Origin of the sequence: Microbacterium sp. LMC-P-041 (genome assembly GCF_030209555.1) — a bacterium.
GTDB lineage: Bacteria > Actinomycetota > Actinomycetes > Actinomycetales > Microbacteriaceae > Microbacterium.
This window is the reverse complement of record NZ_JARVRV010000002.1, coordinates 252,076-278,759: the sequence shown is the minus strand read 5'-3', so window position 1 is coordinate 278,759 and position 26,684 is coordinate 252,076. Positions and strand designations below refer to the sequence as shown.

Sequence of the window (26,684 nt, the reverse complement as noted above, 5' to 3'; positions counted from 1 at the left end):
TTTAGACTGGCGAGATGCCTCTCATCGCGCTCACCGGCGGCATCGCCTCGGGCAAGTCGACCATCGCACGACGACTCGCAGAGCTCGGCGCGGTGGTCGTCGACGCCGATCAGATCGTCCGTGACGTGCAGTCGCCCGGCTCCGAGGTTCTGGCTCGGATCGAGGATGCCTTCGGCGCGGACGTCATCTCGGCGGACGGCGCACTCGACCGCGCCGCCCTGGGGGCCAAGGTCTTCGGCGATCCGGAGCGGCTGGCGCGGCTGAACGCGATCGTGCATCCGGCCGTCCGTGCCGAGTCGCAGCGACGATTCGAGGCGGCAGCGGCCGCCGATCCGGACGGTGTGGTCGTGTACGACGTGCCCCTTCTGGTCGAGGCGCGCGTCGATGACCCCTGGGACCTGATCGTCGTCGCCCATGCGCCTGCCCAGGAGCGCAGACGGAGGCTCGTGGAATTGCGCGGCATGGCGGAACAGGCTGCGCAGGAGCGGATCGATGCGCAGGTCTCGGACGAGCGTCGGCTGGCGATCGCCGATGAGGTCGTCGACACATCCGGATCCCTGGAGCAGACGATGCTGCAGACCGATGCCCTGTGGGAGCGGATCCGCTCGTCGTGACCTTCACCGGTCACGCACCCGGATCCCCTGCCTATCGGCGTCTCATCGTCGGGCTCTTCTTCGCCGGCATCGCGACATTCGCCCAGCTCTATTCGCCGCAGGCCGTTCTGCCGCAGCTCTCGTCCGATCTCGGGATCACGCCTGCCACCGCGGCACTCGCTGTATCGGCCGCGACGCTCGGTCTCGCGGCGGCGGTGATCCCGTGGTCGATGGTCGCGGATCGCATCGGCCGAGTGCCGGCGATGGGGACCGGCATCCTCGCCGCTACCGTTCTGGGTCTGGTCGCTCCGCTCAGCACCGGCATGGAGATGCTGCTGGCGCTGCGCCTGCTCGAGGGCATCGCACTGGGCGCCGTGCCGGCCGTAGCGCTCGCGTACCTCAGCGAGGAGGTGAGTGCGCGGCATGCCGCGGCGGCCGCGGGGAGCTACATCGCCGGGACGACCGTGGGTGGTCTGCTCGGTCGCGTCGTGTCCGGATTGGCGGGCGAGCAGTGGGGGTGGCGTGCGGGAATCTGGGTCGTGGCCGGTGTCTGCGCGATGGCGGCCGCTCTCTTCCTCTGGCTGACGCCGAAGGCCCGGGGGTTCGTGCCCGGTCGGCTTCGCCAGGGTGCGACAAGCGGGATGCTCGCGCGTCTCGTGTCGCCGATGCGCTCCGCACCGCAACTCGCCCTCTACGCGCAGGGCTTCCTTCTCATGGGGGCGTTCGTCGCGGTGTACAACTACCTCGGATTCCACCTCATCGACGCGCCGTTCTCTCTTCCGAGCTGGCTGGTGACCCTGCTCTTCCTCGCCTACCTCGCGGGCACCGTCTCGTCACCGACCGCCGGTGCTCTCGCATCTCGCTTCGGTCGGTACCCGGTGCTGCTGTGCTCGATCGCGATGATGGGCATCGGAGCGCTCGCCATGCTCAGCCAGGCCGCGCTGCCGGTGGTCCTCGGACTGCTGCTCTTCACGGGCGGCTTCTTCGGCGCACATGCGGTTGCGTCGGGGTGGGCTCCGGCCGCTGCCACGCCGGACAGTCGTGCGCAGGCATCGTCGCTCTACTACTTCGGCTACTACGCGGGCTCGAGCCTGTTCGGATGGGCGCTGGGAATCGTGTTCGGCAGGGCGGACTGGGCGTGGTTCGTGGGCGCGATCATCACGATGTGCGCGGTGTCGGCGGCACTCGCGGCGCGCGCGCTCCGGTCGTCGCCGACTGGACGCATATGATCGCGAGGCGGCACCGCCGCGCAGCCGCTCGTCGGCGCGACCGACCCGAAGGACCAGCACCATGCGCATGAGGCATCTTGCAGCGTACGACCACGAGCTGCGCACGGATGCGGAAGTGGTGCATGCCCTCGATGTGGCGACGCACGGACCGCTGCGTCTCGCCGCCTTTCCGGGCGGGCGCGGGTTCGTGTCCTACGCCGATCTCGGCGGGGTCGATCAGGGCGGCATCGAGGCGCTCGTCGATGCCGCGCTCGCGCACTTCGGGAGGCGGAGCGACATCGACTCGATCGAGTGGAAGACGCGCGGGCATGACCGGGCACCGGGGCTCGGCGGGACTCTCGAAAGCCGAGGCTTCGTGCCGGAGGAGTCGGAGTCGGTGATGATCGGCGAGGCGGAGCTGCTCGCCCAGCCGGTGTCGCTCCCCGCCGGAGTCGAGCTTCGGCGCGCGCGAACGGAGACCGAGGTGTTCGCGATGGAGGAGATGCAGGGCAGGGTGTTCGGCGATCCCCGGTGGCGGGTGCGGGTCGAGACGACGCTGCAGCGCATCCGCGAGGACGACACCGTGGAGCTGTGGACCGCCGTCGCCGGAGACGAGGTGATCAGCGCTGGACGGCTCGAACCGGTCACGGGCACGCGATTCGCCGGTCTGTGGGGAGGTGCGACGCTGCCCGAGTGGCGGGGCCGCGGCGTCTATCGGGCTCTGACGGCCCAGCGGGCGCGATCCGCCCTCGCCCTCGGCAAGGTGTATCTGCACTCGGATTCCACGGAGTTCTCGCGGCCGATCCTCGAGCGGGCCGGGCTCGTCACGGTCACGACCACCACTCCCTACGTGTGGACGCGGTCGACTGACTGACGGGCAGGGATTCCGCTGGGGGCTCTCGTGGCCCCGATGTCGGTGGCCCGGCATACGCTGGAGGTATGCAAACCACGCGCAGCGTCCGTCCTTTCGAGGTCATCAGCGAATACGCGCCCGCCGGCGACCAGCCGAAGGCCATCGCCGAGCTCGCGTCGCGCATCAATGCCGGCGAGACAGACATCGTCCTGCTCGGTGCCACGGGTACCGGAAAGTCCGCGACGACCGCCTGGCTGGTCGAGCAGGTGCAGCGTCCGACGCTCGTCCTCGCGCACAACAAGACTCTCGCCGCGCAGCTCGCCAACGAGTTCCGCGAGCTGATGCCGAACAACGCCGTCGAGTACTTCGTCTCCTACTACGACTACTACCAGCCGGAGGCGTACGTCCCGCAGACGGACACCTTCATCGAGAAGGACTCGTCGATCAACTCCGAGGTCGAGCGTCTTCGCCACTCGACGACCAACTCGCTGCTGAGCCGTCGGGATGTGATCGTGGTCTCGACGGTCTCCTGCATCTACGGTCTGGGTGCGCCGGAGGAGTACCTCCGGGCGATGGTCGCGCTCCAGGTGGGGGAGCGCTACGACCGGGACGCGCTGATCCGACAGTTCATCTCGATGCAGTACAACCGGAATGACGTCGACTTCTCCCGAGGCAACTTCCGCGTGCGGGGAGACACCATCGAGATCATCCCCGTATACGAGGAGCACGCGATCCGCATCGAGCTGTTCGGCGATGAGATCGAAGCGCTCTATTCGCTGCATCCGCTCACCGGAGAGGTGATCGAGAAGCTCGACTCCGTGCCGATCTTCCCCGCCTCGCACTACGTCGCCGGCACCGACGTGATCCAGCGCTCCATCGGCACGATCGAGCACGAGCTCGAAGAGCGGCTCAAGGAGTTCGAGCGTCAGGGAAAGCTCCTCGAGGCCCAGCGCCTGAGGATGCGCACCACGTTCGACCTCGAGATGCTGCAGCAGCTCGGGTTCTGCTCGGGCATCGAGAACTACTCCCGGCACATGGACGGGCGCCAGCCCGGCGAGCCGCCGCACACGCTGCTCGACTTCTTCCCTGACGACTTCATGCTCGTGATCGACGAGTCGCACGTGACGGTGCCGCAGATAGGTGCGATGTACGAGGGCGACGCCTCCCGCAAGCGCACGCTCGTCGAGCACGGCTTCCGGCTTCCGAGCGCGATGGACAACCGGCCGCTGCGCTGGGACGAGTTCAAGAACCGAATCGGACAGACCGTCTATCTCTCTGCGACACCGGGCAAGTACGAGATGGGGATCGCCGACGGCGTGGTCGAGCAGATCATCCGCCCGACCGGACTCGTCGACCCGCACATCATCGTGAAGCCGTCGAAGGGGCAGATCGACGACCTCCTCGAGGAGATCCGGCTTCGGGTCGAACGCGACGAGCGTGTGCTCGTCACGACACTCACGAAGAAGATGTCCGAGGAGCTCACGGACTTCCTCGGCGAGCACGGCGTACGCGTGCGATACCTGCACTCGGACGTGGACACTCTGCGACGGGTCGAGCTGCTCAGCGAACTGCGTGCCGGGGTGTACGACGTCCTCGTGGGAATCAACCTGCTCCGAGAGGGGCTCGACCTGCCTGAGGTGTCCCTCGTCGCGATTCTCGACGCCGACAAGGAAGGCTTTCTCCGGTCAGGCACCTCGCTCATCCAGACGATCGGTCGCGCGGCGCGAAACGTCTCCGGCGAAGTGCACATGTACGCCGACAAGATCACCGACTCGATGGCGAAGGCGATCGAAGAGACCGATCGCCGCCGCGAGAAGCAGGTCGCGTACAACCTCGAGAACGGTATCGACCCCCAGCCGCTGCGCAAACGGATCGCCGACATCACCGAGGTGCTCGCGCGTGAGGGCGCCGACACCGCTGAGATGATGTCCGGGCGCGGGAGAGCGACCGGCAAGGGCAAGTCGCCGACGCCGAACCTGCGGCGCACCGGTATCGCCGCAGAAGGAGCTCAGCAGCTCGAAGCGGTGATCCAGGACCTCTCGGATCAGATGCTCGCGGCTGCCGCCGAGCTCAAGTTCGAGCTCGCCGGGCGGTTGCGCGACGAGGTGCAGGACATGAAGAAGGAACTGCGCGCGATGGAGAAGGCCGGCCACGCCTGAGAAGCTCGGAGGCACCAGGATGGATGCAGCGGGCGAGGAGCTCGCCGATCGAGTGCGAGCGCTCCTCACACTCGATGAGAACGTCGAGGAGAAGCGCATGTTCGGCACGCGCGCCTTCCTCCTCGATGGGCACATCCTCGTCGGAGCGCGCGCGGGCGGGGTTCTGCTCGTCCGGGTCGATGGCGAGCACGGTGACTCGCTGATCACCCGCCCCGGGGTGGCGGTCGCGGTCATGGGTGCGCGGACGATGGGCACCAGCTGGCTCGATGTATCGCCGAGCGTGCTCGTCGACGACGACGATCTCGCCTCGTGGCTCGACGTCGCACGCCAAGACGCGCAGCGCGACGACTGAGAGCGAGAGTCTCAGCTGACGCGCGAGAACGAGTCTCAGCCGACGGGTGAGATCCCCTGTCAGGGGCAGTGAACGAGGGTCTTCGGACCTGAACGGTCGATCTCGTGCTCGCTCATCGGCGCACCGCACAACGGGCAGGCGCGCTCCGCCCGCTCGGACGGGCTCGGCGGGGGAGTCTTTTCGTAAGGGCCGACGGAGGCGGGGCCCGCGAAGCGGATCAGATTCGAGTTGATCCACGCGTACAGTCCTCCGGCCTCGCGAATCCGAGTGCGGAGCGGAGGTCGATCGTCAGAACTGGCCATGTTGCTTAGTGTACTAACTATTAGGGTCAATGTATATTCGAAGCCGTGACCGCATCGGACGACCTGCTCAAACTCGACAATCAGCTCTGCTTCGCCCTGGTGACCGCCGCGCGCAACGTCGTGGCGATCTACCGGCCGATCCTCGAGCCGCTCGGGCTCACGCATCCGCAGTATCTCGTGATGCTGGCGCTCTGGGAGCGTGCTCCGCGTCCCTTGAACGATCTTGCGGCTGACCTCGCTCTCGAGCCGGCGACGGCGTCTCCCCTGGTGAAGCGTCTGGAAGCCGATGGGCTGGTCGCCAGACAACGCAGCGTCGAGGACGAGCGCCGTCTCGACATCACCCTCACGGACACGGGTCGAGCTCTGCGAGATCGCGCTCTCGACGTTCCTCGACAGGTGATGGCCGCCGTGGGGATGGATCTCGAGCAGGTAGCCACACTGCGCGACGGGTTGTCGGCATTCGCGGGTCGCCGCCCCGCCATGGAGTGACCGCACCGTAGGGTGTGGGCATGCCGAGCGAACCCCAGACGCGTCTTGCGCGCCGGAGCGTCGATCGCATGGTCCTCTCGACTCTCGTCGTGGGACTCTTCGTCGTGGCCATGATCGCTGCGGCGATCCAGGGCCGGCCGACGTTCCGCCCCGCCGCGCCGATTCCTCGGGGGACAGCGGAGCCGCTGCCGTCCAGCGATCCGGGTGCCACCGGGGTTCCCGAGCCCATGGAGATCGACTCCACCGCCGCCGCGGTCGTTCAGACGCTCGCCGTGATCCTCATGGCGCTGGTCGCTGCCGGGCTCATCGCGCTCCTCGTGATCGCCGCGAGAGCCCTGCTGCGAGCGTGGCGGGATCGCCCGCTGGGCCGCCGTGACGCGGCGGCGGTCGCATCCGAGGTCGATCACCTCACCTCGGCGCCGGAACCCGAGATCGCCGTCGCTGTGATGCAGCGCGGGATCGCGGGGGCGCTCATGCAGATCGACGAGCGCGCCCGAGCGTCGGATGCCATCGTCGCCGCGTGGATCGGCCTCGAAGAGAGTGCCGCGGACGCAGGGGTGAAGCGAGCGGTGACCGAGACTCCCGGCGAGTTCGTGGTGCGGATCATCACTCTGCGGCCCGGGGTGGCCGGGGACGCCGCGTCGCTGCTGCGTCTCTACGAGAGCGTCCGATTCGGAGCCGGGTCGGCCGACGAGGGTGACCGGGCCTCGGCGAGAGAGGCCCTGCGACGCATCGAGGAGGTGTGGCGGTGACCCTCCGCAGAACGCTGGTCGCAGCAGGGGCGGCGGTCCTCGTCGCTCTGGCGCTCCTCGGCTTCGGCTTCACCTGGCCGTTCGTGATCGCATGGGGTCTCCTGATCGGTGCGGTCGGTCTGCTCGCGCAGCTCGCGATGCCGCTCGAGCCGGGGTTCGACGCGCCGCGCATAGACGTGGAGCCGGATCGACGACCTACCGAGATCTCTCGCATGGCGTGGGCACTGAACACACACACCGGCATCGCGGGAGCGCAGATCACGCGCCGTGTCGGGGTGATCCTGCGTCAGCGGCTGATGCGCCACGGAGTGGATCCGGATGACCCTGCCCACCGCGACCGACTCCCGCGGCTGATCGACCCGGGAGTCTGGGAGCGCCTGACGGGACCGGAGACGACGATCGTCGACGTCGAGAGGGCGCTGGACGCGATCGATCGACTGGATCCCACCTCGCCGGACGAACCGTCACCCCGGTTGCACGTACCGACCCCCGACCACGGGCGGCCCTCGCCGCCGCGTCGATGAAGGAGATGCCATGACGAGCCCCGCAGAGATCGCCGCCACCGGAGCCCGGATCCTGGCTGCCGTGCGAACAGTCGTCGTGGGCATGGACGACCCGGTCGAGATCGCTCTGGCCTCGATCCTCGCCGGCGGTCACGTGCTGTTCGAGGATGTGCCGGGCCTGGGGAAGACGCTCGCCGCGCGCAGCCTCGCCTCGGCGCTGGGGCTGTCGTTCCGGCGCTTGCAGTGCACTCCGGACATGCTCCCCGGCGATGTCACGGGGTCGTACGTCTACGCTCCGGACTCGGGGGACTTCGTCTTCCGGCCGGGGCCGATCTTCACCGGACTGCTGCTCGCCGACGAGATCAACAGGACCACGCCGAAGACGCAGTCGGCGATGCTCGAGGCGATGGCGGAGCGTCAGGTGACCGTCGAGGGCAACAGCTTCGCCCTGCCCGCGCCGTTCCATGTGATCGCGACGTCGAATCCGATCGAGTACGAGGGCACGTACGCGCTGCCCGAGGCACAGCTCGACAGGTTCATGGTGCGGCTGTCCGTCGGCTATCCGGCGGCGGAGAGCGAGGCCCGCATCCTGGAGAACCGCGTGAGCAGGCGCCAGGAGGCTACTCACATCGCTCCGGTCATCGACGCCGCTCAGCTCATCTCCCTGCAGGAGGCCGTCGAGGCCATCCACGTCGACCCGGACATCTCGCGCTACTGCGTCGAGATCGCACGCGCCACCCGGACCGCGGCCAACGTCGAGGTCGGTGCGTCGCCGCGCGGTTCTCTGGGGCTGCTGCTGCTGGGACGAGCGCTCGCGGCTCTGGATGGCCGCGACTTCGTCCGTCCGGACGACATCAAGCGGATCGCCGTGCCCGTGCTGGCGCATCGTCTCACGCTCACACCCCAGGCGTGGGCTCAGGGCGCGTCGGCATCCGATGTGGTGCGCTCGGTCGTCGGACAGGTGGCTGTTCCGCCGACCGTCGGAGTGCTCGGATGACGGACGGGCCCGACGCGGGGCGTCGCGGTCCTGTGTTGTCCGTGGCGATCGGAGGCGCTGCCCTGCTCGCCGCGGTCGGCCTTCTCGCGGGAAGACCCGACGTGGTGGCGATGGGGCTTCCTCTGGCCATCTGGAGCGGTCTCGCGATCGCGCGGGGCACATCCGGCGCGGTGGCTAAGATCGCGATCGACCCGGTGCCCGGGCGCGATGGCGAGCTGCTCACATCGATCGCGGTGGACAGCGATGCGGATGCCGTCGAGGTGGTGGTCGTGCAGTCGGAGCGTCGCAGCAGACGCGTGATCGTGCCCGGCGGTGGCTTCACATTCACTGCGCGGAGCAGGGTCCTGCACTCCGGTCCGACGATCCCGGTCCAGGCGGCAGCGAGGGGGTTCTCCTTCGAGGGAGCGGCGCTCTCGTCGACGTCGGACCTCGCCGCCATCAGGCGTCAGGTGGCCCCGCCCCGCCGATCACTCGACGCGCTCCCGCTGCCGCGACGACTGACGGGGTCGCACGGCGCGCACGAGGGGCGCCGGGCGGGTCAGGGCGGCGACTTCCGGGACATCCACCCCTTCGCGCCCGGCGACGAACTCCGCCGCGTGGACTGGCGGGCGACGGCGCGGATGTCCCGCCGGCCAGGCGATCTGCTGGTCCGTCGGACCAATACGCTCAGCGACTCGTCGGTCGTGGTCGCCATGGACACGTCTGAGGATCTGGGTGAGGTCGTCGCCTCGTGGGGGAGCGGCGACCGCGAACGCAGCGGCGTGACCTCCCTCGACCTCGCGAGGGAGGCTGCGCGAGCCATCGCCGACTCGGCCATAGGCGAGGGCGACCGCGTCGCACTTCACGTGCTCGTGCACGGCGGCCGGTCGTTGAGGAGCGGCGGCGGCTCGAGGCACCTGGCACGGGTCGTGGCGGCCATCGCCGCGACGGGCCAGGCGAGAGACGACGCGACTTTCCGTCGCACTCCTCCCGTGCCGCACGGCTCGGTGGTCTTCGTGCTGTCGACCTTCTTCGAGGGCGCCGCCGCTCGGACCGCGCTGATGTGGAGGGCCAGCGGCCACAGAGTCGTCGCCGTCGATGTCCTCCCTGCGCTCGACCGTGCTCGGCTCACCCGTGCGCAGCTGATCGGCTTGCGCACCGTGCTCGCAGAGAGGGGGAACGTGTTCGCGGATCTCCACGGCGCCGGAGTCGACGTGGTCTCGTGGGCCTCGGACCCGTCCTCGGCGATGCGCGCGATCGCGAGGGCCAGGCGATGAGAGCGAACGACACGCTACGGACCGGTCCTGCCGTCCCGGGACTCGTCGTGAGGGGCGCGCTCGTCGTCGCCGTCGCCGCGGGTGCTGCCATGCTGTGCCCGTTGCTCGGATGGCAGGTGGCCGCAGTCGTCCTGGCGATCATCGCCGCCGCTCTTCCGCAGACTTTCGCGGCCTGGGGGTCGATCGGATGCCTCGTGATCGGGATGCTGATCTCGGAGCCCGACGTCGGGCGCGCGATGATCGCTGTTCTCGCGGTGCAGGTGATCCATGTCCTCATGTCGCTCTCCCTCGTGATCCCGGCCGGCTCCCGCGTGATCGTGGCCGCCCTCCGTCCGAGCCTGGTGAGGCTGATCGCCGTGCAGGCGATCGCCCAGCCGATCACCGTGGCCGTCATGGTGGTCATGCGCATCGACACCCCGGCGTCGCTGCCGACAGTGCCCTGGGCCGCTGTCGCCGGGGCCGGAGCCGTGGTCGCACTCGCCGCGACCCTGCTCACGCGGGCGAACCGCGGCACTCGAGAGCACTGATCGCTTCCCTGTGAGCCCTCACGGAGCCAATGTCGGTGGCCACTCGTAGACTTGATCAGTGCCTATCGTCCCGGTTGCAACCCCAGGAAAACTCAGTGTCCGCGGTGCCCGCGTACACAATCTCAAGAACGTCGACATCGACATCCCACGCGACTCCCTCGTCGTGTTCACCGGCCTGTCCGGATCGGGAAAGTCCAGTCTGGCCTTCGACACGATCTTCGCTGAAGGACAGCGTCGCTACGTCGAGTCGCTGAGCGCCTACGCGCGTCAGTTCCTCGGTCAGGTCGACCGACCGGACGTCGACTTCATCGAGGGCCTCAGCCCTGCGGTGTCGATCGACCAGAAGTCGACCAACCGCAACCCGCGGTCCACGGTCGGAACCATCACCGAGATCTACGACTACATGCGTCTGCTGTGGGCGCGGATCGGGATTCCGCACTGCCCCGAGTGCGGTGCGCGCATCCAACGTCAGACCGTCCAGCAGATCGCCGACCAGCTCATGGAGCTGCCCGAGCGCACCCGCTACCAGATCGTCGCGCCCATCGTCTCGCAGAAGAAGGGCGAGTTCGTCGACCTGTTCCGCGAGCTGGGGGCCAAGGGCTACTCGCGCGCGATCGTCGACGGCGACCTCATCCAGCTCGCCGAGCCGCCCACGCTCAAGAAGAGCTACAAGCATGACATCGCCGTCGTCGTCGACCGCCTCGTCGCGGCAGACGACATCCTCGGTCGAGTCACGGACTCGGTCGAGACCGCGCTCGGGCTCGCCGGCGGCGTGGTGCAGATCAACTACGTCGACGCAGAGGGCGACGACGCGTGGCAGTCCTTCTCCGAGAAGCTCGCCTGCCCGAACGGCCACGCGCTCACCCTCACCGAGATCGAACCACGCACGTTCTCGTTCAACGCGCCCTTCGGTGCCTGTCCGGCCTGCTCGGGTCTCGGCACCCGCATGTCCGTCGACATCGACCTGATGCTCGGCGACGAGGAGCTCTCCATCCGCGAGGGCGCGATCATCCCGTGGACCACTCAGGGCAAGGGGCTCTTCCAGTACTACGAGCGGCTGCTCGAGGGATTGGCCGACGACCTCAAGTTCTCTCTCGACACCCCGTGGCAGGATCTGCGCGTCGACGTTCAGGACGCGATCCTGCGCGGCGACAACTACAAGGTCACCGTCAAGTTCAAGAACCGCTATGGGCGCGAGATGCGCTATGCATCGGGGTTCGAAGGCGTCGTGCCGTACATCGAGCGGCAGTACGCCCAGGCCGAGTCCGACACGCAGCGCTCGCGCTGGGGCGAGTACCTCCGCGAGGTCCCCTGCCCGGTGTGCGACGGCAACCGACTCAAGCCCGAGGTCCTCGCGGTGCAGGTGCACGGGCATTCGATCGCCGAGGTGTCGCACCTGAGCCTCGCCGACGCGCGGTCGTTCATGGAGACCCTCACCCTCACCGATCGTGAGGCGAAGATCGCGGCTCAGGTGCTGCGTGAGATCCGCCTGCGACTCGACTTCCTCCTGCAGGTCGGGCTCTCCTACCTCAACCTCAGCCGGTCCGCCGGGTCGCTCTCCGGTGGAGAAGCGCAGCGCATCCGGCTGGCGACGCAGATCGGCTCCGGGCTCACCGGCGTCCTCTACGTCCTCGACGAGCCGTCGATCGGTCTGCACCAGCGTGACAACCGTCGTCTGATCGACACCCTTCTGAAACTTCGCGACCTCGGCAACACGCTCATCGTCGTCGAGCACGACGAAGAGACGATCGAAGCCGCTGACTGGGTCGTCGACATCGGACCGGGCGCCGGCGTGAACGGTGGAGAGGTCGTGCATTCCGGTCCGTACTCGGCTCTGTTGAACGAGCCGAACTCTATGACGGGCGAATACCTCTCGGGTGCGCGCGAGATCCCCACTCCGGCGAAGCGTCGCAAGCTCGACAAGAAACGCATGCTGAGCGTGGTCGGCGCCCGCGAGAACAACCTCAAGAACGTCAGCGTGAACTTCCCGCTGGGCGTTCTCACGGCCGTGACCGGCGTGTCGGGTTCGGGCAAGTCGTCGCTCGTCAACGACATCCTGTACCAGGTGCTGGCCTCGCGGCTCAACGGCGCCCGCACGGTTCCCGGAAAGCACACGCGTGTGTCAGGGCTCGACAACCTCGACAAGGTCGTGCACGTCGATCAGGCACCGATCGGCCGCACGCCGCGGTCCAACCCGGCCACCTACACCGGCGTGTTCGACCGCATCCGCTCGCTGTTCAGCGAGACCCCCGAGGCGAAGGTCCGTGGCTATCAGCCAGGGCGATTCAGCTTCAACGTCAAGGGCGGCCGCTGCGAGGCGTGCTCGGGCGACGGCACGATCAAGATCGAGATGAACTTCCTGCCCGACGTGTACGTCGACTGCGAGGTCTGCCACGGCAAGCGCTACAACCGCGACACGCTGTCGGTGCACTACAAGGGCAAGAACATCGCCGAGGTCCTCGAGATGCCGATCGCGGAAGCGGCCGAGTTCTTCGAGCCCATTCAGGCGATCCACCGCTACATGAAGACCCTCGTCGACGTCGGGCTCGGGTATGTGCGCCTCGGTCAGTCGGCGACGACTCTCTCCGGCGGCGAGGCTCAGCGCGTCAAGTTGGCCACCGAGCTCCAGCGGCGCAGCAACGGTCGCAGCATCTACGTCCTCGACGAGCCGACCACCGGTCTGCACTTCGAGGACGTGCGCAAGCTCCTCGAGGTACTGAACGGACTCGTCGACAAGGGCAACACGGTGATCGTCATCGAGCACAACCTCGATGTGATCAAGTCCGCGGACTGGGTGATCGACCTCGGGCCCGAGGGCGGCTCGGGCGGCGGCGAGATCCTGGCGACCGGCACTCCCGAGCAGATCGCGCGAGTCGAGGACAGCCACACGGGTCAGTTCCTCGCCGAGATCCTGGGTGAGGGGCGCTCTGCGCGGAAGGCCAGCTGATGGCCGACGTCCTGCCGTACAAGCCGCGGGCTGGTGAGATCCCCACCAACCCCGGCGTGTACCGCTTCCGCGATGCTGATGGACGCGTGCTGTACGTCGGCAAGGCCAAGAACCTGCGCCAGCGACTGTCGAACTACTTCGCTCCGCTGCGCACGCTCCACGAACGCACGCGGCGGATGGTCACCACGGCGTCGTCCGTCGAGTGGACCGTCGTCTCGACGGACGTGGACTCGCTTCAGCTGGAGTACATGTGGATCAAGGAGTTCGATCCGCCCTTCAACGTCCGCTACAAGGACGACAAGTCCTACCCGTTCATGGCCGTGACCCTGGGTGATGAGGCGCCGCGCGTGATCGTGACCAGGAACCGCAAGATTCCCGGTGCCCGATACTTCGGTCCTTATCCCAAGGTCTGGGCGGTGCACGAGACGATCGACCTGATGGTCAAGGCATTCCCGATCCGCACCTGCAGCGACTCCAGCTACAAACGCGCGATGCAGACCGGCCGGCCGTGCTTTCCCGGGCAGATCGGCAAGTGCGGCGGGCCGTGCTCGATGACGGTGACGATCGAGGAGCACCGTGCCATGGTCGACGACTTCGTCGCCTTCATGGCGGGCGGCGATGAGCGCTTCACCCGAGAGCTGACCAAGCGGATGCTGGCGGCGTCGGCCGCGATGGATTACGAGGCCGCCGCCAGATACCGTGACAAGCTCACCGCGATCGAGGCCGTGCTCGGCAAGAGCGCGCTCGTGCTCGCGACCGACGAGGATGCCGACCTCTTCGGCATCGCGGAAGACGAGCTGGCTGCCGCCGTGCAGCACTTCGTGATCCGCGGCGGGCGCGTCCGCGGTGTTCGCGCGATGACGATCGAGAAGGAGATCGACATCTCGACAGCCGATCTCGTCGACCAGGTGCTGCAGCGCGCGTACGGCGATGCGCAGGATGTGCCCCGGCGGATCATCGTGCCGACCCTTCCCGACGACGCGGCCGAGCTTGAGGTCTGGCTGCGCGAGCGGCGAGGCAAGAAGGTCGAGATCGCCATCGCCCAACGGGGGCAACGCGCTGATCTCATGCGCACGGCGACCCTCAACGCGCAGCAGGCCCTGATCAGGTACAAGACCCGTCGTACGAGCGACTACGTCGCACGAACCCAGGCTCTGACCGATCTGCAGGAGGCGTTGGGGATGTCGGAGGCGCCGCTTCGCATCGAGTGCTTCGACATCTCGCACCTCGGTGGCACGAACGTCGTCGCCTCGATGGTGGTCTTCGAAGACGGGCTTCCCCGCAAAGACCAGTACCGGTCGTTCAACATCGCCGAGACCACCGACGATACGGACTCGATGTACCAGGTGCTGCGTCGTCGACTCGCCTATCTCGATCGTCCGGAAGAGATCGATGAGCCCGCATCCGCAGCGGTCCCCGTGGAGGCGGGAGACGAGTCCGAGGACGTCGTCGTGGAGGTCAAGCGCAAACCGCGCTTCGCCTATCCGCCTCAGCTGCTGCTGGTCGACGGTGGACAGCCCCAGGTCGAAGCGGCGGCACGTGCACTGCGAGACGCCGGGCACACCGAGATCGCCGTGTGCGGCATCGCCAAACGGCTCGAGGAGATCTGGCTCCCGGGGGAGGACTTCCCGGTGATCCTGCCGCGCACCAGCGAGTCGCTCTACCTGCTGCAGCGGCTGAGAGACGAGGCCCACCGGTTCGCGATCACGCACCAGCGCAAACGACGCAAGAACGACATCACGTCGATCCTGGCCGAGGTGCCAGGCCTCGGCTCCTCGAGGATCAAGGTCCTCCTGAAGCACTTCGGCTCCGTCACCGCGCTGCGCTCCGCGCCTCTGGAGGCGATCCAGGAGGTGCAGGGGATCGGTCCTGTCCTCGCACAGAACATCCATACGCATCTCTCCACTCGCTAGGCTGGAGCCAGCGGGGGAGAAGGAGTAACCATGACTGACGGGGACAAAGGCGAGTTCCTCATCGTCACGGGCATGTCGGGCGCAGGGCGCACGACGGTAGCCAACGCACTCGAGGACCTCGGCTGGTACGTGGTCGACAACCTGCCGCCGCAGATCCTCCGACCGCTGCTCGACCTCACGGACATGGGCCGTGACGCTCTGCCGAAGGTCGCAGCGGTGGTCGACGTTCGCGGGCGCAACCTCTTCGACGACTTCCCGGGCGTCGCGAGGGCGCTGAGATCGCGTGGTTCCGTCCGCGTGCTGTTCCTGGACGCGTCGGACGATGTGCTCGTGCGTCGGTTCGAGGCGGTTCGCCGACCCCACCCGCTGCAGGGGGACGGCACTCTGCTCGACGGCATCCGCGTCGAGCGCCAGCGACTGGCGCCGATCCGCGAATCGGCCGATCTCGTGGTCGACACCTCCGCACTCAACATCCATCAGCTCGCCACCCAGGTCTCCGACCTCTTCTCGGAAGCGGGCGCAGCGAGGCATCGTGTGACGCTCATGAGCTTCGGTTTCAAGTACGGTCTCCCGACCGACGTCGACCTGGTCGCGGATATGCGCTTCCTCCCGAACCCGTTCTGGAACGAAGAGCTGCGGGGCCTGACCGGTCAGGACGAGTCCGTCAGGGACTACGTGCTGTCACGCGAGGGCGCCGCCGAGTTCCTCGATTCGTATTCGGCGGCACTCACTCCGGTGCTCGAGGGGTATCAGCGCGAGAACAAGAGCCATTCGACCGTCGCGATCGGCTGCACCGGCGGAAAGCACCGCTCCGTGGCCATGGCGGAGGAGCTGGCCCGTCGGCTCGCCTCCGTGCCGGGAGTGGCCGTCAACGTGCGTCACCGGGACCTCGGCAGGGAATAGCAAGAGCCTCCGTCAGAGTAGGCTGGAGGTTTGCGCCGCGATCCGGCGCGTGAGCGTAGAGGAGTGTCGTGGCACTAACGACCGACGTCAAGGCTGAGCTGGTCAGCATCCGTAATGCACCCCCGACGGTGCGTGTCGCGGAGGTCACCTCGATCCTCCGGTTCGCCGGCGGACTGCACTCCATCGCCGGGCGGGTCGCCGTCGAGGCGGAGGTGGATGCCGAGATCCTCGCGCAGCGTGTCGCGCGCGACCTTGCCGAGATCTACGGAGTCCGACCGGAGATCGCACAGGTGCAGTCGAGCACGGCGAATGACGGCGCGCGATGGGCTGTCCGGGTCATCGCCTCGGGGGAGACCCTCGCACGCCAGACCGGTCTGCTCGACCAGCGTCGGCGTCCGGTCCGCGGACTCCCCAACCGTCTCACCACTGGCTCTCGCGCTGAAGTGGCCGGTCTCTGGCGGGGTGCGTTCCTCGCCGCGGGAACGCTGAGCGAACCCGGCCGATCGGCCATGCTCGAGGTCGCCTGCCCGTCATCCGAGGCCGCCATGGCACTCGTGGGCGCGGCGCATCGCCTGGGTGTCGCCGCCAAGGCGCGCGAGGTGCGAGGCATGCCGCGCGTCGTCGTGCGTGAGGGCGAGGCGATCCGCACCATCCTCAGCGAGATGGGTGCTCAGAAGACCGCGGTCGCCTGGGAGGAGATGCGCCAGCGTCGCGAGGTGCGTGCGGGCGTCAACCGTCTCGTCAACTTCGACGATGCCAACCTCCGTCGCTCCGCGCAGGCCGCCGTCGCCGCCTGCGCGCGCGTCGAGCGGGCTCTGGAGATCCTCGCCGACGAGGTGCCCGACCACCTCAAGATCGCGGGAGAGCTGCGTCTCGCGCACCGCGACGCGAGCCTCGACGAGCTGGGCCACCACGCCGATCCGCCCATGACCAAGGACGCCGTCGCCGGCCGCATCCGCCGTCTTCTGGCGATGGCGGACAAGCGTGCCCAGCAGGAGGGCATCCCGGGAACGGAAGCAGCCGTGCCCGCGGGTCTCGACGTCTGACCACAGCGAACGACATCAGCGAGGCGATCCCTGTCAAGGGGTCGCCTCGCTTCGTCATATGGGGGAAGGATCAGGGTCGGCGACGCGTTGTCGTCACTAGGATGAGTTACGTCCGCTCTACGTCGCACATCGGCGGCGCAGAGGATCGGCAAGCGCCGCGGCGCGGCGCGGATTGGATGAAAGCGACATGGCGACCTACACGCTCCCCGACCTTCCCTACGACTTCGCAGCCCTCGAGCCGCACATCAGCGGCAAGATCATGGAGCTGCACCATGACAAGCACCACGCGACCTACGTCGCCGGCGCCAACACCGCCCTCGAGCAGCTCGCCGAGGCGCGCGACAGCGGCAACCTGGCGAACGTGAACAAGCTCGAGAAGGACCTCGCGTTCAACCTCGGCGGTCACGTCAACCACTCCATCTTCTGGACCAACCTCTCGCCGACCGGCGGCGGACAGCCCGAGGGCGAGCTCAAGGCAGCCATCGACGAGTTCTTCGGTTCCTTCGAGAAGTTCCAGGCGCACTTCACCGCGAACGCCCTCGGAATCCAGGGCTCCGGATGGTCCGTCCTCAGCTGGGACTCGATCGGCCAGCGCCTGATCATCCAGCAGCTGTTCGACCAGCAGTCGAACACGGCACAGGGCACCGTGCCGCTGTTCCAGCTCGACATGTGGGAGCACGCCTTCTACCTCGACTACCTCAACGTCAAGGCCGACTATGTGAAGGCCGCGTGGAACATCGCCAACTGGGAGAACGTCGCCCAGCGCTTCGAGGTCGCCCGCGAGAAGACGAACGGCCTGCTGGTACTGTCGTAATCGGGTCGCGTCCCGACGGGCCAAGTCTCGTCGGGACGCCATCTCAGCCAAAAACCCCCGCGCACCGCGCACGCACGATTGCTGCGCACAGCGCACGAGAAACAGGGAGACCTGAGTGTCTGTCAAGATCGGTATCAACGGCTTCGGCCGTATCGGACGCAACTACTTCCGCGCGGCTCTCGCGCAGGGAGCGGACATCGAGATCGTCGCTGTCAACGACCTCACCGATAACAAGACCCTTGCCCACCTTCTGAAGTACGACTCCGTGGGCGGCGTCCTCGATGCTGACATCAGCTACGACGACGAGAGCATCACGGTCAACGGCAAGGCCATCAAGGCGTTCGCCGAGCGCGACCCCGCCGGCCTCCCGTGGGGCGAGCTGGGCGTCGACATCGTCATCGAGTCGACCGGCTTCTTCACCAAGGCCGAGCTGGCCAAGAAGCACATCGAGGCAGGGGCCAAGAAGGTCCTCATCTCGGCTCCCGGCACCGGCGTCGACGGCACGTTTGTCATGGGCGTGAACGAGGACACGTACAACCCGGAGACGGATCACATCATCTCCAACGCCTCCTGCACGACCAACTGCCTCGCCCCGCTGGCCCAGGTCTTCAACGACGCCTTCGGCATCGACCGTGGCTTCATGATGACGGCTCACGCCTACACGGCAGACCAGAACCTGCAGGACGGTCCGCACAGCGACCTGCGTCGCGCACGCGCCGCAGCGATCAACATCACCCCGGCGTCGACCGGTGCCGCGAAGGCGATCGGCGAGGTTCTGCCCGAGCTCCAGGGCAAGCTGAGCGGCTCGTCGTACCGCGTTCCGGTTCCCACCGGCTCGATCGTCGACCTCACGCTGATCACCGACCGCGAGAACCTCACGGTCGAAGAGGTCAACGAGGCGTACAAGAAGGCTGCTGCCGACGGACGCCTCGCCGGTTTCCTGCAGTACAACGAAGACCAGATCGTGTCGAGCGACATCGTGCACAACCCGCACTCGTCGATCTTCGACGCCACGCTGACCAACGTCAGCGGCAACCTGGTCAAGGTCTCCAGCTGGTACGACAACGAGTGGGGTTACTCCAACCGTCTCGTCGACCTGACCGAGTACGTGGCAGAGCGTCTCTGAGACATCTCCCATGACTCTGCGCACCCTGGATTCACTGGGTTCGCTCGAGGGCAAGCGCGTCATCGTCCGTTGTGATCTCAACGTCCCCCTGCGGGATGGGATCATCACGGACGATGGCCGTGTCCGCGCCTCGTTGCCTACCCTCAACGCACTGATCAACGCGGGCGCCCGCGTCATCGTGTGCTCGCACCTCGGCCGCCCCGACGGTGCGCCCGACCCGCAGTACAGTCTCGCGCCGGTCGCCCAGCGGCTGTCCGAGCTGCTCGGCAAGCCGGTGGCGTTCGCTCGCGACACCGTCGGCGAGTCGGCGCAGGAGGCCGTGGCCTCGCTCGAGGACGGCGGCATCGTCGTCATCGAGAACCTGCGGTTCAACCCGGGGGAGACCTCGAAGGACGACGCCGAGCGCGGCGCCTTCGCGGCTCAGCTGGCAGAGCTCGGAGACGTCCTCGTCTCCGACGGCTTCGGTGTCGTGCACCGCAAGCAGGCGAGCGTCTACGACCTCGCCGAGCTGCTGCCGTCGGCCGCCGGTCTGCTCATCGCGGCCGAGCTGGACGTGCTCGACCGTCTCACCGAGAACCCCGAGCGCCCGTACGCGGTCGTCCTCGGCGGGTCGAAGGTCAGCGACAAGCTCGGAGTCATCTCGCACCTGCTGCCGCGCGTGGATCGCATCCTCGTGGGCGGCGGCATGCTGTTCACCTTCCTGAAGGCGCAGGGCCACGCGGTGGCGTCCAGCCTCCTCGAAGAGGACCAGCTCGAGACGGTCCGCGGCTATATCGCCGAGGCCGAGAAGCGCGGTGTGGAGCTGGTGCTCCCGACCGATGTCGTCGTCGCATCCTCGTTCTCCGCTGATGCGGAGCACGAGGTCACCGCCGCCGACGCCATCGAGAGCACCGCGTTCGGCTCCTCCGGCATCGGCCTGGACATCGGCCCGGAGACGGCTGCGCGGTTCGCGGAGGTCATCCGTGGGTCGAAGACGGTGTTCTGGAACGGCCCGATGGGCGTGTTCGAGTTCCCGGCCTTCGCCGGCGGCACCAAGGCCGTTGCGCAGGCGCTCACCGAGGTCGACGGCCTCAGCGTCGTAGGCGGCGGAGACTCGGCCGCGGCCGTGCGTCAGCTCGGCTTCACCGACGACCAGTTCGGTCACATCTCGACCGGCGGCGGCGCAAGCCTCGAGTTCCTCGAGGGCAAGAAACTACCCGGCCTGGAGGTGCTCGGATGGGTGTGAACACCCGTACCCCGCTGATCGCGGGAAACTGGAAGATGAATCTCGACCACCTGCAGGCGGTCGCCTTCGTGCAGAAGCTGCACTGGACGCTCAAGGACGCCAAGCACGAGGACGGCTCGGTCGAGGTTGCGGTCTTCCCGCCCTTCACCGACATCCGCAGCGTGCAGACGCTCATCGACGCCGACAAGATCCCGTTCGCCCTCGGCGCGCAGGACCTCTCGGCTCACGACTCCGGCGCCTACACCGGGGAGATCTCGGGAGCCTTCCTGGCGAAGCTCGATGCGAAGTACGTGATCATCGGTCACTCGGAGCGCCGTGAATACCACGCGGAGTCCGATGACGTCGTCGCGGCCAAGACGAAGGCCGCGCTGAAGCATGGTCTGTCGCCCGTCATCTGCGTCGGGGAGACGGCTGAGGACCTCGAGAAGTTCGGGGCCAGCGCAGTGCCCGCGGGGCAGCTCGAGGCCGCTCTCCAGGGTCTGTCGAAGGATGCGGACATCGTCGTGGCGTACGAGCCGGTCTGGGCCATCGGCTCCGGGCAGGCAGCGACGCCGCAGCAGGCGCAGGATGTCTGCGCTGCGCTGCGCACGGTGATCGCCAAGGTTCTCGGTGACGACGCTGCGGCGCGCACCCGGATCCTGTACGGCGGATCGGTCAAGGCGGCCAACATCGCCAGCTTCATGCGCGAGCCTGATGTCGATGGCGCACTCGTCGGAGGCGCGAGCCTCGTGGTCGACGAGTTCGCGGCGATCATCCGCTTCGAGAAGCACGTCGGCGTGTGAGTGTGGCGGGGCTCCGGCCCCGCCGCACCGTATACTTGACCGTTACCGGGGCAATCCTGCCCCAGCGAAAGGCTCTTCCTCGTGGAAATTCTCGAGTTCGTCCTGCAGGTGGTGCTGGGCATAACCAGCGTCCTGCTGACTCTCCTCATCCTCCTCCACAAGGGTCGCGGTGGCGGCCTCTCCGACATGTTCGGTGGAGGCATGACGTCAGCTGTCGGCTCGTCGGGTCTCGCTGAGCGCAATCTCAATCGCTTCACGGTCATCCTCGCTCTGGCGTGGTTCGTGTCGATCGTGGCGCTCGGTCTCATCACGAAGTTCGAGGTGATCTGATGGCTACCGGCGGCAACGCGATCCGAGGGACCCGAGTGGGTTCCGGCCCCATGGGCGAGCAGGACCACGGCTACCACGCCGACCGCATCGCGGTCTCGTACTGGGACGGTCTCGGCAACGAGACGGTCCGCTACTTCGCCGCGGGGCTCCCTGAAGAGGAGATCCCCGAGACGATCGACCACCCGCAGTCCGGTCTTCCGGCGGGTCGCGACAAGGCCAACCCGCCTGCCCTCGCGAAGCCGGAGCCCTACAAGACGCATCTCGCGTATGTGAAGGAGCGTCGCACCGACGCAGAAGCCGTCCAGCTTCTCGAAGATGCGCTCACCCAGCTGCGTGAGCGTCGGGGTCAGTGACCTCGATCTGATCTCCTGACAGAAGCCGCCGCGATCCGATCGCGGTGGCTTCTCTCGTACCAGGCGGACGTGCTCACCGGCACCCGTACGCGGCGTCGATGTAGGACTGAGGTGGGTAGCCGTACGCCCAGACGCCGTTGGCATCGTCGGTGAAGCCCATGCTGATCGCCCACGCCGTGGCCCACTTCTCGATGCTGTCCTGCGTCGACGAGTCGTACATGTCCTCGCACTTCACGCTGATCGCGTGGCCGACCTCGTGGGCGATGAGAGCCTTGCTCCGGTCCGCCGGCCACTGCTCGGCGACCGAGTTCGACAGCTCGATGGCGGCGCGGTCGGGATCGTCCCACCACCAGGTCGTGAGGCCTCCCATGCTGCCGTTGGAACCGGCGTTGTTGACGATCTGGTTCCAGTCGAACTCGAGCAGCACCCCGGGTGCGAGCGACCGGGCGAACGCCTCGATCTCGAGGCGATCACCCTGCAGCGGTCCCGCCTTCTCGGCGAGTTCGGCCTGTTCGGTCGCCACGACCTGTCCTGCGGCGTCCTGCATGGACACCAGTGATTCGACCGCCGTCACATCGAGGAGCATGGTGTCGGGTACTCGCGACGCCGCATCGCGCAGGGCGATGACGGCGTCGTTCTTGGCCGAGAGGTGTGCCGACTCGAAAGCCGGGGCTGCGTCGGCCGCCGAGCGCAGGAGGGCCACGCCGGCCTCGGTCACTTCGGCACTGGCGGCGGTCATCGCAGGTGTCGCCGCGTCGAGGTCGGCAGCCAGCTCGTCCAGGTCGCCGGCGTCGACGGCGAGCTGATCGGATGCTGCGAAGAGCTCCCAGAACGCCGACGGCTTGGAATCCGCCGAAGCCAGCGGTTCGGTGAGCAGTTCCTCCGCCGGACCGGCGGCTTCATCGGCATCCGTCGACGCCGTCGTGAGCGCGTCCCTCGCGGAGGGCACGGTGAGGACGCCGGTATCGGCCGTCTTCAGCAGATCAGCGACATCGGTAACGGATGTGAGCGTGTCGAGCTCCTGCTGGACCGTCGTCGCGCTGTCGCGAGCCGAGGCCGCCGCTGCGTCGAACTCGGCGCGTGCCCCGTCGTATCCGAGGCTGGCGGTGACCTGGAGCACGCCGACGGCCGCCGCGACCAGGACTCCCGCAGCGCCCAGCATGAACCCGATGCGCCGTCCTCGGCGCTTCGGCGCTGCGTCGTCGGTGCTGGCGAAGTGCGGGGGGAGTGCGTGGCCTCCGGCGGGGGAGGTGGCCACGTCGACGGATGCAGTCATGCGGGGGGACCTCCGTGGGGAACCGGCTCATGATGACTCTAATCAGTGAGCCGTCCGGTGCGAGAACCCCCGGGGACGAGAAAGGCCCCCGCATCGCGGGGGCCTTTCTCGAGTGGAGGGGCTGACGAGAATCGAACTCGCATCATCTGTTTGGAAGACAGAGGCTTTACCACTAAGCTACAGCCCCGTTGTCAGCTGCATCCGGGAGGACTGTGCCGACTCATCGATCATAGCGGACTGACGGAGGTGCTCGTGTCCGTTAGACTCGGTGGGGCTGAATCTGCATGCGGATTCCCCGGGGCGTAGCTCAGTTTGGTAGAGCGCCCGCTTTGGGAGCGGGAGGTCGCAGGTTCAACTCCTGTCGCCCCGACATGGCTTCAACGGCCTGACAGCCGCGATTCAGCGCGGAAATCACAAGGAGAGCACACCAGAATGGCGAACAGCACCGTCGAGAAGCTGACCCCGACCCGGGTCAAGCTCAGCATCACGGTCACCCCTGACGACCTCAAGCCCAGCATCGCGCACGCCTACGAGCACATCGCTCAGGACGTCCAGATCCCCGGCTTCCGCAAGGGCAAGGTCCCCGCTCCGATCATCGATCAGCGCATCGGTCGTGGCGCGGTCATCGAGCACGCGGTCAACGAGGGCCTCGACAAGTTCTTCCGCGACGCGACCGTCGAGCACAAGCTCCGCGTCGTCGGACGTCCGGCCGCCGACATCACCCAGTGGCCGAACGAGAAGGACTTCTCGGGCGACCTCCTGGTCGACATCGAGGTGGACGTGCGTCCCGAGATCGAGGTCCCGGCATTCGACGGCATCACCCTGACGGTCGACGCCGTCGAGGCCGACGACGCCGCGCTCGACGCAGAGCTCGAGAACCTGCGCGCGCGCTTCGGAACGCTCGTTCCCGTCGACCGTCCCGCCGCGAGGGGCGACTTCGTCGAGCTCGACCTGGTCGCCACGATCGACGGTGCGGAGATCGACCGCGCCGAGGGCGTCTCCTACGAGGTCGGCTCGGGCGAGCTGCTCGAGGGCATCGACGACGCGATCGAATCCCTCACCGCCGGTGAGGACACCACGTTCCGCTCTGCGCTCGTGGGCGGCGACCACGCCGGCTCCGAGGCGGAGGTCTCCGTCACGGTCAAGGCGGTCAAGGAGCGCGAGCTCCCCGAGGCCGACGACGACTTCGCGCAGATCGCGAGCGAGTTCGACACGATCGCCGAGCTCCGCGCGAGCCTCGCCGAGCGCGTCTCGCAGCAGGGCGTCTTCACTCAGGGTTCCGCGGCTCGCGACAAGCTCGTCGAGACGCTGCTCGAGCAGATCGAGATCCCCGTGCCGCCGAAGCTCATCGAGGACGAGGTGCACAACCACCTCGAGGGTGAGAACCGCCTCGAGGACGACGTGCACCGCGCCGAGGTCACCGAGGCCAGCGAGAAGCAGTTCCGCACGCAGGTTCTGCTCGACACGATCGCCGAGCAGGCTGACGTGCAGGTCTCGCAGGAGGAGCTCTCGCAGTACCTCATCCAGTCCGCCTCGCAGTACGGCATGGCTCCCCAGGAGTTCGTCGAGGCTCTGCAGTCGTCGAACCAGCTTCCGGCGCTCGTCGGAGAGGTCGCCCGCAACAAGGCCCTCGCGATCGCCCTGGGCAAGGTCAAGGTCGTCGACACGAACGGCAAGCCCGTCGATCTGTCCGACTTCGTCGTGACCGACGACGAGGCCGAGTCCGAGACGGCTGCCGACGAGAAGCCGGCCAAGAAGGCTCCCGCGAAGAAGGCTGCCGCGAAGAAGGCCGACGACGCCGACGCCGCTGAGAAGCCGGCCGCGAAGAAGCCCGCTGCGAAGAAGGCGCCCGCGAAGAAGGCCGACGACGCGGAGGCCGCTGAGAAGCCCGCCGCGAAGAAGCCCGCAGCCAAGAAGGCTCCGGCCAAGAAGGCTGCCGACAAGGCGGAGTGATCGGACACGATCTCATGAGGGGCGGATGCTGCGGCATCCGCCCCTTTCGCGTCAGCGGGGAGAGCAGATGAACGAGGAGACCATGAAGACCTGGGACGAACGCATCGACGAGGTGTGGGACGACGCGTCCGGCGAAGAGGTCGGAGACCAGACGATCGCCCGGATCGACGCGCTGGCCGCCGAGCGCGGCGTCGATGACGCCCGCGCGGAGTTCGAGCGCGCCGGGGCACGTGATTCGGCCGGCCGCCCCGCCGAGGCAGTCGAACTCTACCGGCGCGCGCTCGCACTGGGTCTCGACGACGAGCACCGCCCGCAGTGCGTGATCCAGCTTGCGAGTTCACTGCGCAATCTGGGCGAGTACGACGATGCCCTCGCCGTCATCCGTGCGGAGGAGGAGCTCTCGGCGGACGGCCCCTACCGGGATGCCGTGGCGACGGTCCACGCGCTGATCCTGGCGAGTTCCGGACGCCCGGCGCGGGGCCTGTCGGTCGCTCTCCTCGCACTCGTGCCGCACCTGCCGCGGTACCACCGCTCGATGACCGCGTACGCACACGAGATCGCGGAACTCGACGCCTGATATGCCGACGGCGAACACGGCCTGAGCGCTGCGTTGTCGCCGGTAGATTCGAATCACTGAAACACGGAATCAGGAGCTGACATGGCTGCAGAACCCCTCCTCGCTACGAGCGTCTTCGACCGACTGTTGAAAGACCGCATCATCTGGCTGGGATCGGAGGTGCGCGACGACAATGCGAACGAGATCTGCGCGAAGATCCTCCTTCTCGCCGCAGAGGACTCCGAGAAGGACATCTACCTCTACATCAACTCGCCCGGTGGATCGATCACCGCGGGCATGGCGATCTACGACACGATGCAGTTCGTCCCGAACGACATCGTCACCGTGGGCATCGGCATGGCCGCATCGATGGGTCAGCTGCTGCTGACCGCGGGCACGAAGGGCAAGCGCTACATCACGCCCAACGCCCGCGTGCTGCTGCACCAGCCGCACGGTGGCTTCGGCGGAACGTCGAGCGACATCCAGACGCAGGCGCAGCTGATCACCTCGATGAAGAACCGCCTCGCCGAGATCACCGCGGCGCAGACCGGCAAGTCGGTCGAGCAGATCAACGAAGACGGTGACCGCGACCGCTGGTTCACCGCCGACGAGGCGCTCGAGTACGGCTTCGTCGATCACATCCGCGACTCGGCCACCGACGTCATCGGTGGCGGCGGAACCGACCAGGACATCAAGTAACGGAAAGCGAAAGGACTCTCATGTACGCACCCACCTTCCGCTCTGCCGGCGATCTGCCCTCCAGCCGCTACGTGCTTCCTCAGTTCGAGGAGCGCACGGCATACGGCTTCAAGCGCCAGGACCCCTACAACAAGCTGTTCGAAGATCGAGTGATCTTCCTCGGCGTCCAGGTCGACGATGCGTCGGCCGACGACGTGATGGCGCAGCTGCTCGTTCTCGAGAGCCAGGACTCCGAGCGTGACATCACCATGTACATCAACTCGCCCGGTGGTTCGTTCACCGCGATGACGGCGATCTACGACACGATGCAGTACGTCGCGCCGCAGATCCAGACCGTGGTGCTCGGCCAGGCGGCTTCGGCCGCATCGGTGCTGCTCGCAGGCGGTCACCCCGGCAAGCGCCTGGCTCTGCCCAACGCCCGTGTGCTCATGCACCAGCCGGCGATGGGCGAGGCGGGGCACGGTCAGGCATCCGACATCGAGATCCAGGCGGCCGAGATCCTGCGCATGCGCACCTGGCTCGAGGAGACCATGGCTCGTCACACGGGCAAGTCGGTTGAGCAGGTCAACCGCGACATCGACCGTGACAAGATCCTGTCCGCCGCTGAGGCGCTGGACTACGGCATCGTCGACCAGGTGCTCACCTCGCGCAAGCGCATGTGATCGCATCTCCATGGTGAGAGGACGTCGGCCCTTCAGGGTCGGCGTCCTTTTGTCGTCTCCGGCGAATGTGCGACCACTGGAAGCGTCAATGCTCATATGAGCATCAAG

27 protein-coding genes and 2 tRNA genes are annotated in these 26,684 nt (G+C 67.4%); 26 read left to right on the top strand and 3 right to left on the bottom strand.

The annotated features are described in order from the left end of the window. The first annotated feature begins 14 nt into the window (after positions 1-14). From coaE to QRN21_RS05220, 5 genes are all read left to right on the top strand, one after another. Positions 15-614 (top strand): dephospho-CoA kinase, encoded by a 600-nt coding sequence (gene coaE / locus QRN21_RS05240; protein ID WP_285363340.1) that lies wholly within the window; start codon positions 15-17, stop codon positions 612-614. Further along, entirely contained in the window at positions 611-1,822 is a 1,212-nt protein-coding gene (locus tag QRN21_RS05235) for an MFS transporter (protein ID WP_082586632.1), read from the top strand. Before coaE ends, QRN21_RS05235 begins: the two co-directional genes overlap by 4 nt. A gap of 67 nt (positions 1,823-1,889) precedes the next feature. Beyond that, on the top strand, positions 1,890-2,675 hold the full coding sequence (locus QRN21_RS05230) for a GNAT family N-acetyltransferase (protein ID WP_285363339.1): 786 nt from the start codon (positions 1,890-1,892) through the stop codon (positions 2,673-2,675). Between the two features lie 65 nt (positions 2,676-2,740). Beyond that, entirely contained in the window at positions 2,741-4,813 is a 2,073-nt protein-coding gene (uvrB, locus tag QRN21_RS05225) for an excinuclease ABC subunit UvrB (protein WP_053096678.1), read from the top strand. Between the two features lie 19 nt (positions 4,814-4,832). Then, positions 4,833-5,165: a TfoX/Sxy family protein gene (locus tag QRN21_RS05220; RefSeq protein WP_230100727.1), complete on the top strand. Its 333-nt coding sequence runs from the start codon at positions 4,833-4,835 to the stop codon at positions 5,163-5,165. 59 nt (positions 5,166-5,224) lie between these two features. On the opposite strand, the gene QRN21_RS05215 is transcribed toward QRN21_RS05220, so the two are convergent. Next, positions 5,225-5,467 (bottom strand): hypothetical protein, encoded by a 243-nt coding sequence (locus QRN21_RS05215; RefSeq protein WP_053096676.1) that lies wholly within the window; start codon positions 5,465-5,467, stop codon positions 5,225-5,227. 45 nt (positions 5,468-5,512) lie between these two features. Here QRN21_RS05215 and QRN21_RS05210 point away from each other — a divergent pair, with 45 nt between their 5' ends. The 16 genes from QRN21_RS05210 (at position 5,513) to QRN21_RS05135 (ending at position 21,430) form a co-directional block, all read left to right on the top strand. Beyond that, positions 5,513-5,956, top strand: a complete 444-nt coding sequence (locus tag QRN21_RS05210; RefSeq protein ID WP_053096674.1) for a MarR family winged helix-turn-helix transcriptional regulator — start codon at positions 5,513-5,515, stop codon at positions 5,954-5,956. 20 nt (positions 5,957-5,976) lie between these two features. Continuing rightward, positions 5,977-6,708, top strand: a complete 732-nt coding sequence (locus QRN21_RS05205) for a DUF4129 domain-containing protein (protein WP_285363338.1) — start codon at positions 5,977-5,979, stop codon at positions 6,706-6,708. Next, positions 6,705-7,232, top strand: coding sequence for a hypothetical protein (locus tag QRN21_RS05200; RefSeq protein WP_285363337.1), 528 nt, complete (start codon positions 6,705-6,707; stop codon positions 7,230-7,232). Before QRN21_RS05205 ends, QRN21_RS05200 begins: the two co-directional genes overlap by 4 nt. Before the next feature lie 10 nt (positions 7,233-7,242). Beyond that, positions 7,243-8,208, top strand: coding sequence for an AAA family ATPase (locus QRN21_RS05195; protein ID WP_187249805.1), 966 nt, complete (start codon positions 7,243-7,245; stop codon positions 8,206-8,208). After that, positions 8,205-9,464 carry a DUF58 domain-containing protein gene (locus tag QRN21_RS05190; protein WP_285363336.1) on the top strand — a complete coding sequence of 420 codons (1,260 nt, stop codon included), beginning with the start codon at positions 8,205-8,207 and terminating at the stop codon, positions 9,462-9,464. The genes QRN21_RS05195 and QRN21_RS05190 overlap by 4 nt, the downstream gene beginning before the upstream one ends. After that, a complete protein-coding gene (locus tag QRN21_RS05185) occupies positions 9,461-9,991 on the top strand; it encodes a hypothetical protein (RefSeq protein ID WP_285363335.1) in 531 nt (176 codons plus the stop codon). The genes QRN21_RS05190 and QRN21_RS05185 overlap by 4 nt, the downstream gene beginning before the upstream one ends. Positions 9,992-10,049: 58 nt before the next feature. Then, complete coding sequence (gene uvrA, locus QRN21_RS05180; RefSeq protein ID WP_285363334.1) at positions 10,050-12,938, top strand: excinuclease ABC subunit UvrA; 2,889 nt, start codon at positions 10,050-10,052, stop codon at positions 12,936-12,938. Further along, on the top strand, positions 12,938-14,851 hold the full coding sequence (gene uvrC, locus QRN21_RS05175; RefSeq protein ID WP_053096661.1) for an excinuclease ABC subunit UvrC: 1,914 nt from the start codon (positions 12,938-12,940) through the stop codon (positions 14,849-14,851). The genes uvrA and uvrC overlap by 1 nt, the downstream gene beginning before the upstream one ends. 30 nt (positions 14,852-14,881) lie before the next feature. Then, positions 14,882-15,754, top strand: coding sequence for an RNase adapter RapZ (rapZ, locus tag QRN21_RS05170; protein ID WP_285363333.1), 873 nt, complete (start codon positions 14,882-14,884; stop codon positions 15,752-15,754). A 68-nt stretch (positions 15,755-15,822) separates the two neighbouring features. Beyond that, positions 15,823-16,800 carry a DNA-binding protein WhiA gene (gene whiA / locus QRN21_RS05165; protein ID WP_285363332.1) on the top strand — a complete coding sequence of 326 codons (978 nt, stop codon included), beginning with the start codon at positions 15,823-15,825 and terminating at the stop codon, positions 16,798-16,800. A 187-nt stretch (positions 16,801-16,987) separates the two neighbouring features. Next, the gene (locus QRN21_RS05160) at positions 16,988-17,614 is read left to right on the top strand and encodes a superoxide dismutase (protein ID WP_042540783.1); all 627 of its coding nucleotides are present in this window, start codon (positions 16,988-16,990) and stop codon (positions 17,612-17,614) included. Positions 17,615-17,729: 115 nt separating this feature from the next. Further along, positions 17,730-18,740, top strand: a complete 1,011-nt coding sequence (gap, locus tag QRN21_RS05155; protein ID WP_053096657.1) for a type I glyceraldehyde-3-phosphate dehydrogenase — start codon at positions 17,730-17,732, stop codon at positions 18,738-18,740. Positions 18,741-18,750: 10 nt separating this feature from the next. Continuing rightward, complete coding sequence (locus tag QRN21_RS05150) at positions 18,751-19,965, top strand: phosphoglycerate kinase (RefSeq protein ID WP_187249801.1); 1,215 nt, start codon at positions 18,751-18,753, stop codon at positions 19,963-19,965. After that, positions 19,956-20,747, top strand: coding sequence for a triose-phosphate isomerase (gene tpiA / locus QRN21_RS05145; RefSeq protein WP_053096653.1), 792 nt, complete (start codon positions 19,956-19,958; stop codon positions 20,745-20,747). The genes QRN21_RS05150 and tpiA overlap by 10 nt, the downstream gene beginning before the upstream one ends. A gap of 81 nt (positions 20,748-20,828) precedes the next feature. Continuing rightward, positions 20,829-21,077, top strand: coding sequence for a preprotein translocase subunit SecG (secG, locus tag QRN21_RS05140; protein WP_053096652.1), 249 nt, complete (start codon positions 20,829-20,831; stop codon positions 21,075-21,077). Next, entirely contained in the window at positions 21,077-21,430 is a 354-nt protein-coding gene (locus tag QRN21_RS05135) for an RNA polymerase-binding protein RbpA (RefSeq protein WP_042540778.1), read from the top strand. The genes secG and QRN21_RS05135 overlap by 1 nt, the downstream gene beginning before the upstream one ends. A gap of 73 nt (positions 21,431-21,503) precedes the next feature. Here the strand turns inward: QRN21_RS05135 and QRN21_RS05130 are convergent, their stop codons facing one another. Next, a complete protein-coding gene (locus QRN21_RS05130) occupies positions 21,504-22,706 on the bottom strand; it encodes a hypothetical protein (RefSeq protein WP_285363331.1) in 1,203 nt (400 codons plus the stop codon). 113 nt (positions 22,707-22,819) lie between these two features. Further along, positions 22,820-22,893 (bottom strand) — tRNA-Gly (locus tag QRN21_RS05125). Between the two features lie 109 nt (positions 22,894-23,002). Between QRN21_RS05125 and QRN21_RS05120 the strand changes: the two genes are divergently transcribed. From QRN21_RS05120 to QRN21_RS05100, 5 genes are all read left to right on the top strand, one after another. Further along, positions 23,003-23,076, top strand: a tRNA-Pro gene (locus QRN21_RS05120). A 62-nt stretch (positions 23,077-23,138) separates the two neighbouring features. After that, complete coding sequence (gene tig, locus QRN21_RS05115) at positions 23,139-24,659, top strand: trigger factor (RefSeq protein ID WP_285363330.1); 1,521 nt, start codon at positions 23,139-23,141, stop codon at positions 24,657-24,659. A 67-nt stretch (positions 24,660-24,726) separates the two neighbouring features. Continuing rightward, on the top strand, positions 24,727-25,236 hold the full coding sequence (locus tag QRN21_RS05110) for a tetratricopeptide repeat protein (protein ID WP_315985294.1): 510 nt from the start codon (positions 24,727-24,729) through the stop codon (positions 25,234-25,236). 81 nt (positions 25,237-25,317) lie between these two features. Further along, entirely contained in the window at positions 25,318-25,914 is a 597-nt protein-coding gene (locus QRN21_RS05105) for an ATP-dependent Clp protease proteolytic subunit (protein WP_053096644.1), read from the top strand. A 20-nt stretch (positions 25,915-25,934) separates the two neighbouring features. Further along, on the top strand, positions 25,935-26,576 hold the full coding sequence (locus tag QRN21_RS05100) for an ATP-dependent Clp protease proteolytic subunit (RefSeq protein ID WP_042540774.1): 642 nt from the start codon (positions 25,935-25,937) through the stop codon (positions 26,574-26,576). Positions 26,577-26,684 lie beyond the last annotated feature (108 nt).

Bases quoted from the DNA above. Each gene is read 5' to 3' on its own strand.
- rapZ (WP_285363333.1), top strand. From the start codon at position 14,882: ATGACTGACGGGGACAAAGGCGAGTTCCTCATCGTCACGGGCATGTCG.
- QRN21_RS05190 (WP_285363336.1), top strand. From the start codon at position 8,205: ATGACGGACGGGCCCGACGCGGGGCGTCGCGGTCCTGTGTTGTCCGTG.
- tig (WP_285363330.1), top strand. From the start codon at position 23,139: ATGGCGAACAGCACCGTCGAGAAGCTGACCCCGACCCGGGTCAAGCTC.
- QRN21_RS05100 (WP_042540774.1), top strand. From the start codon at position 25,935: ATGTACGCACCCACCTTCCGCTCTGCCGGCGATCTGCCCTCCAGCCGC.
- coaE (WP_285363340.1), top strand. From the start codon at position 15: ATGCCTCTCATCGCGCTCACCGGCGGCATCGCCTCGGGCAAGTCGACC.
- uvrC (WP_053096661.1), top strand. From the start codon at position 12,938: ATGGCCGACGTCCTGCCGTACAAGCCGCGGGCTGGTGAGATCCCCACC.
- QRN21_RS05160 (WP_042540783.1), top strand. From the start codon at position 16,988: ATGGCGACCTACACGCTCCCCGACCTTCCCTACGACTTCGCAGCCCTC.
- QRN21_RS05130 (WP_285363331.1), bottom strand. From the start codon at position 22,706: ATGACTGCATCCGTCGACGTGGCCACCTCCCCCGCCGGAGGCCACGCA.
- QRN21_RS05205 (WP_285363338.1), top strand. From the start codon at position 5,977: ATGCCGAGCGAACCCCAGACGCGTCTTGCGCGCCGGAGCGTCGATCGC.
- QRN21_RS05150 (WP_187249801.1), top strand. From the start codon at position 18,751: ATGACTCTGCGCACCCTGGATTCACTGGGTTCGCTCGAGGGCAAGCGC.
- QRN21_RS05215 (WP_053096676.1), bottom strand. From the start codon at position 5,467: ATGGCCAGTTCTGACGATCGACCTCCGCTCCGCACTCGGATTCGCGAG.
- QRN21_RS05105 (WP_053096644.1), top strand. From the start codon at position 25,318: ATGGCTGCAGAACCCCTCCTCGCTACGAGCGTCTTCGACCGACTGTTG.
- QRN21_RS05135 (WP_042540778.1), top strand. From the start codon at position 21,077: ATGGCTACCGGCGGCAACGCGATCCGAGGGACCCGAGTGGGTTCCGGC.
- QRN21_RS05110 (WP_315985294.1), top strand. From the start codon at position 24,727: ATGAACGAGGAGACCATGAAGACCTGGGACGAACGCATCGACGAGGTG.
- QRN21_RS05185 (WP_285363335.1), top strand. From the start codon at position 9,461: ATGAGAGCGAACGACACGCTACGGACCGGTCCTGCCGTCCCGGGACTC.
- uvrB (WP_053096678.1), top strand. From the start codon at position 2,741: ATGCAAACCACGCGCAGCGTCCGTCCTTTCGAGGTCATCAGCGAATAC.
- tpiA (WP_053096653.1), top strand. From the start codon at position 19,956: ATGGGTGTGAACACCCGTACCCCGCTGATCGCGGGAAACTGGAAGATG.
- QRN21_RS05195 (WP_187249805.1), top strand. From the start codon at position 7,243: ATGACGAGCCCCGCAGAGATCGCCGCCACCGGAGCCCGGATCCTGGCT.
- QRN21_RS05230 (WP_285363339.1), top strand. From the start codon at position 1,890: ATGAGGCATCTTGCAGCGTACGACCACGAGCTGCGCACGGATGCGGAA.
- QRN21_RS05220 (WP_230100727.1), top strand. From the start codon at position 4,833: ATGGATGCAGCGGGCGAGGAGCTCGCCGATCGAGTGCGAGCGCTCCTC.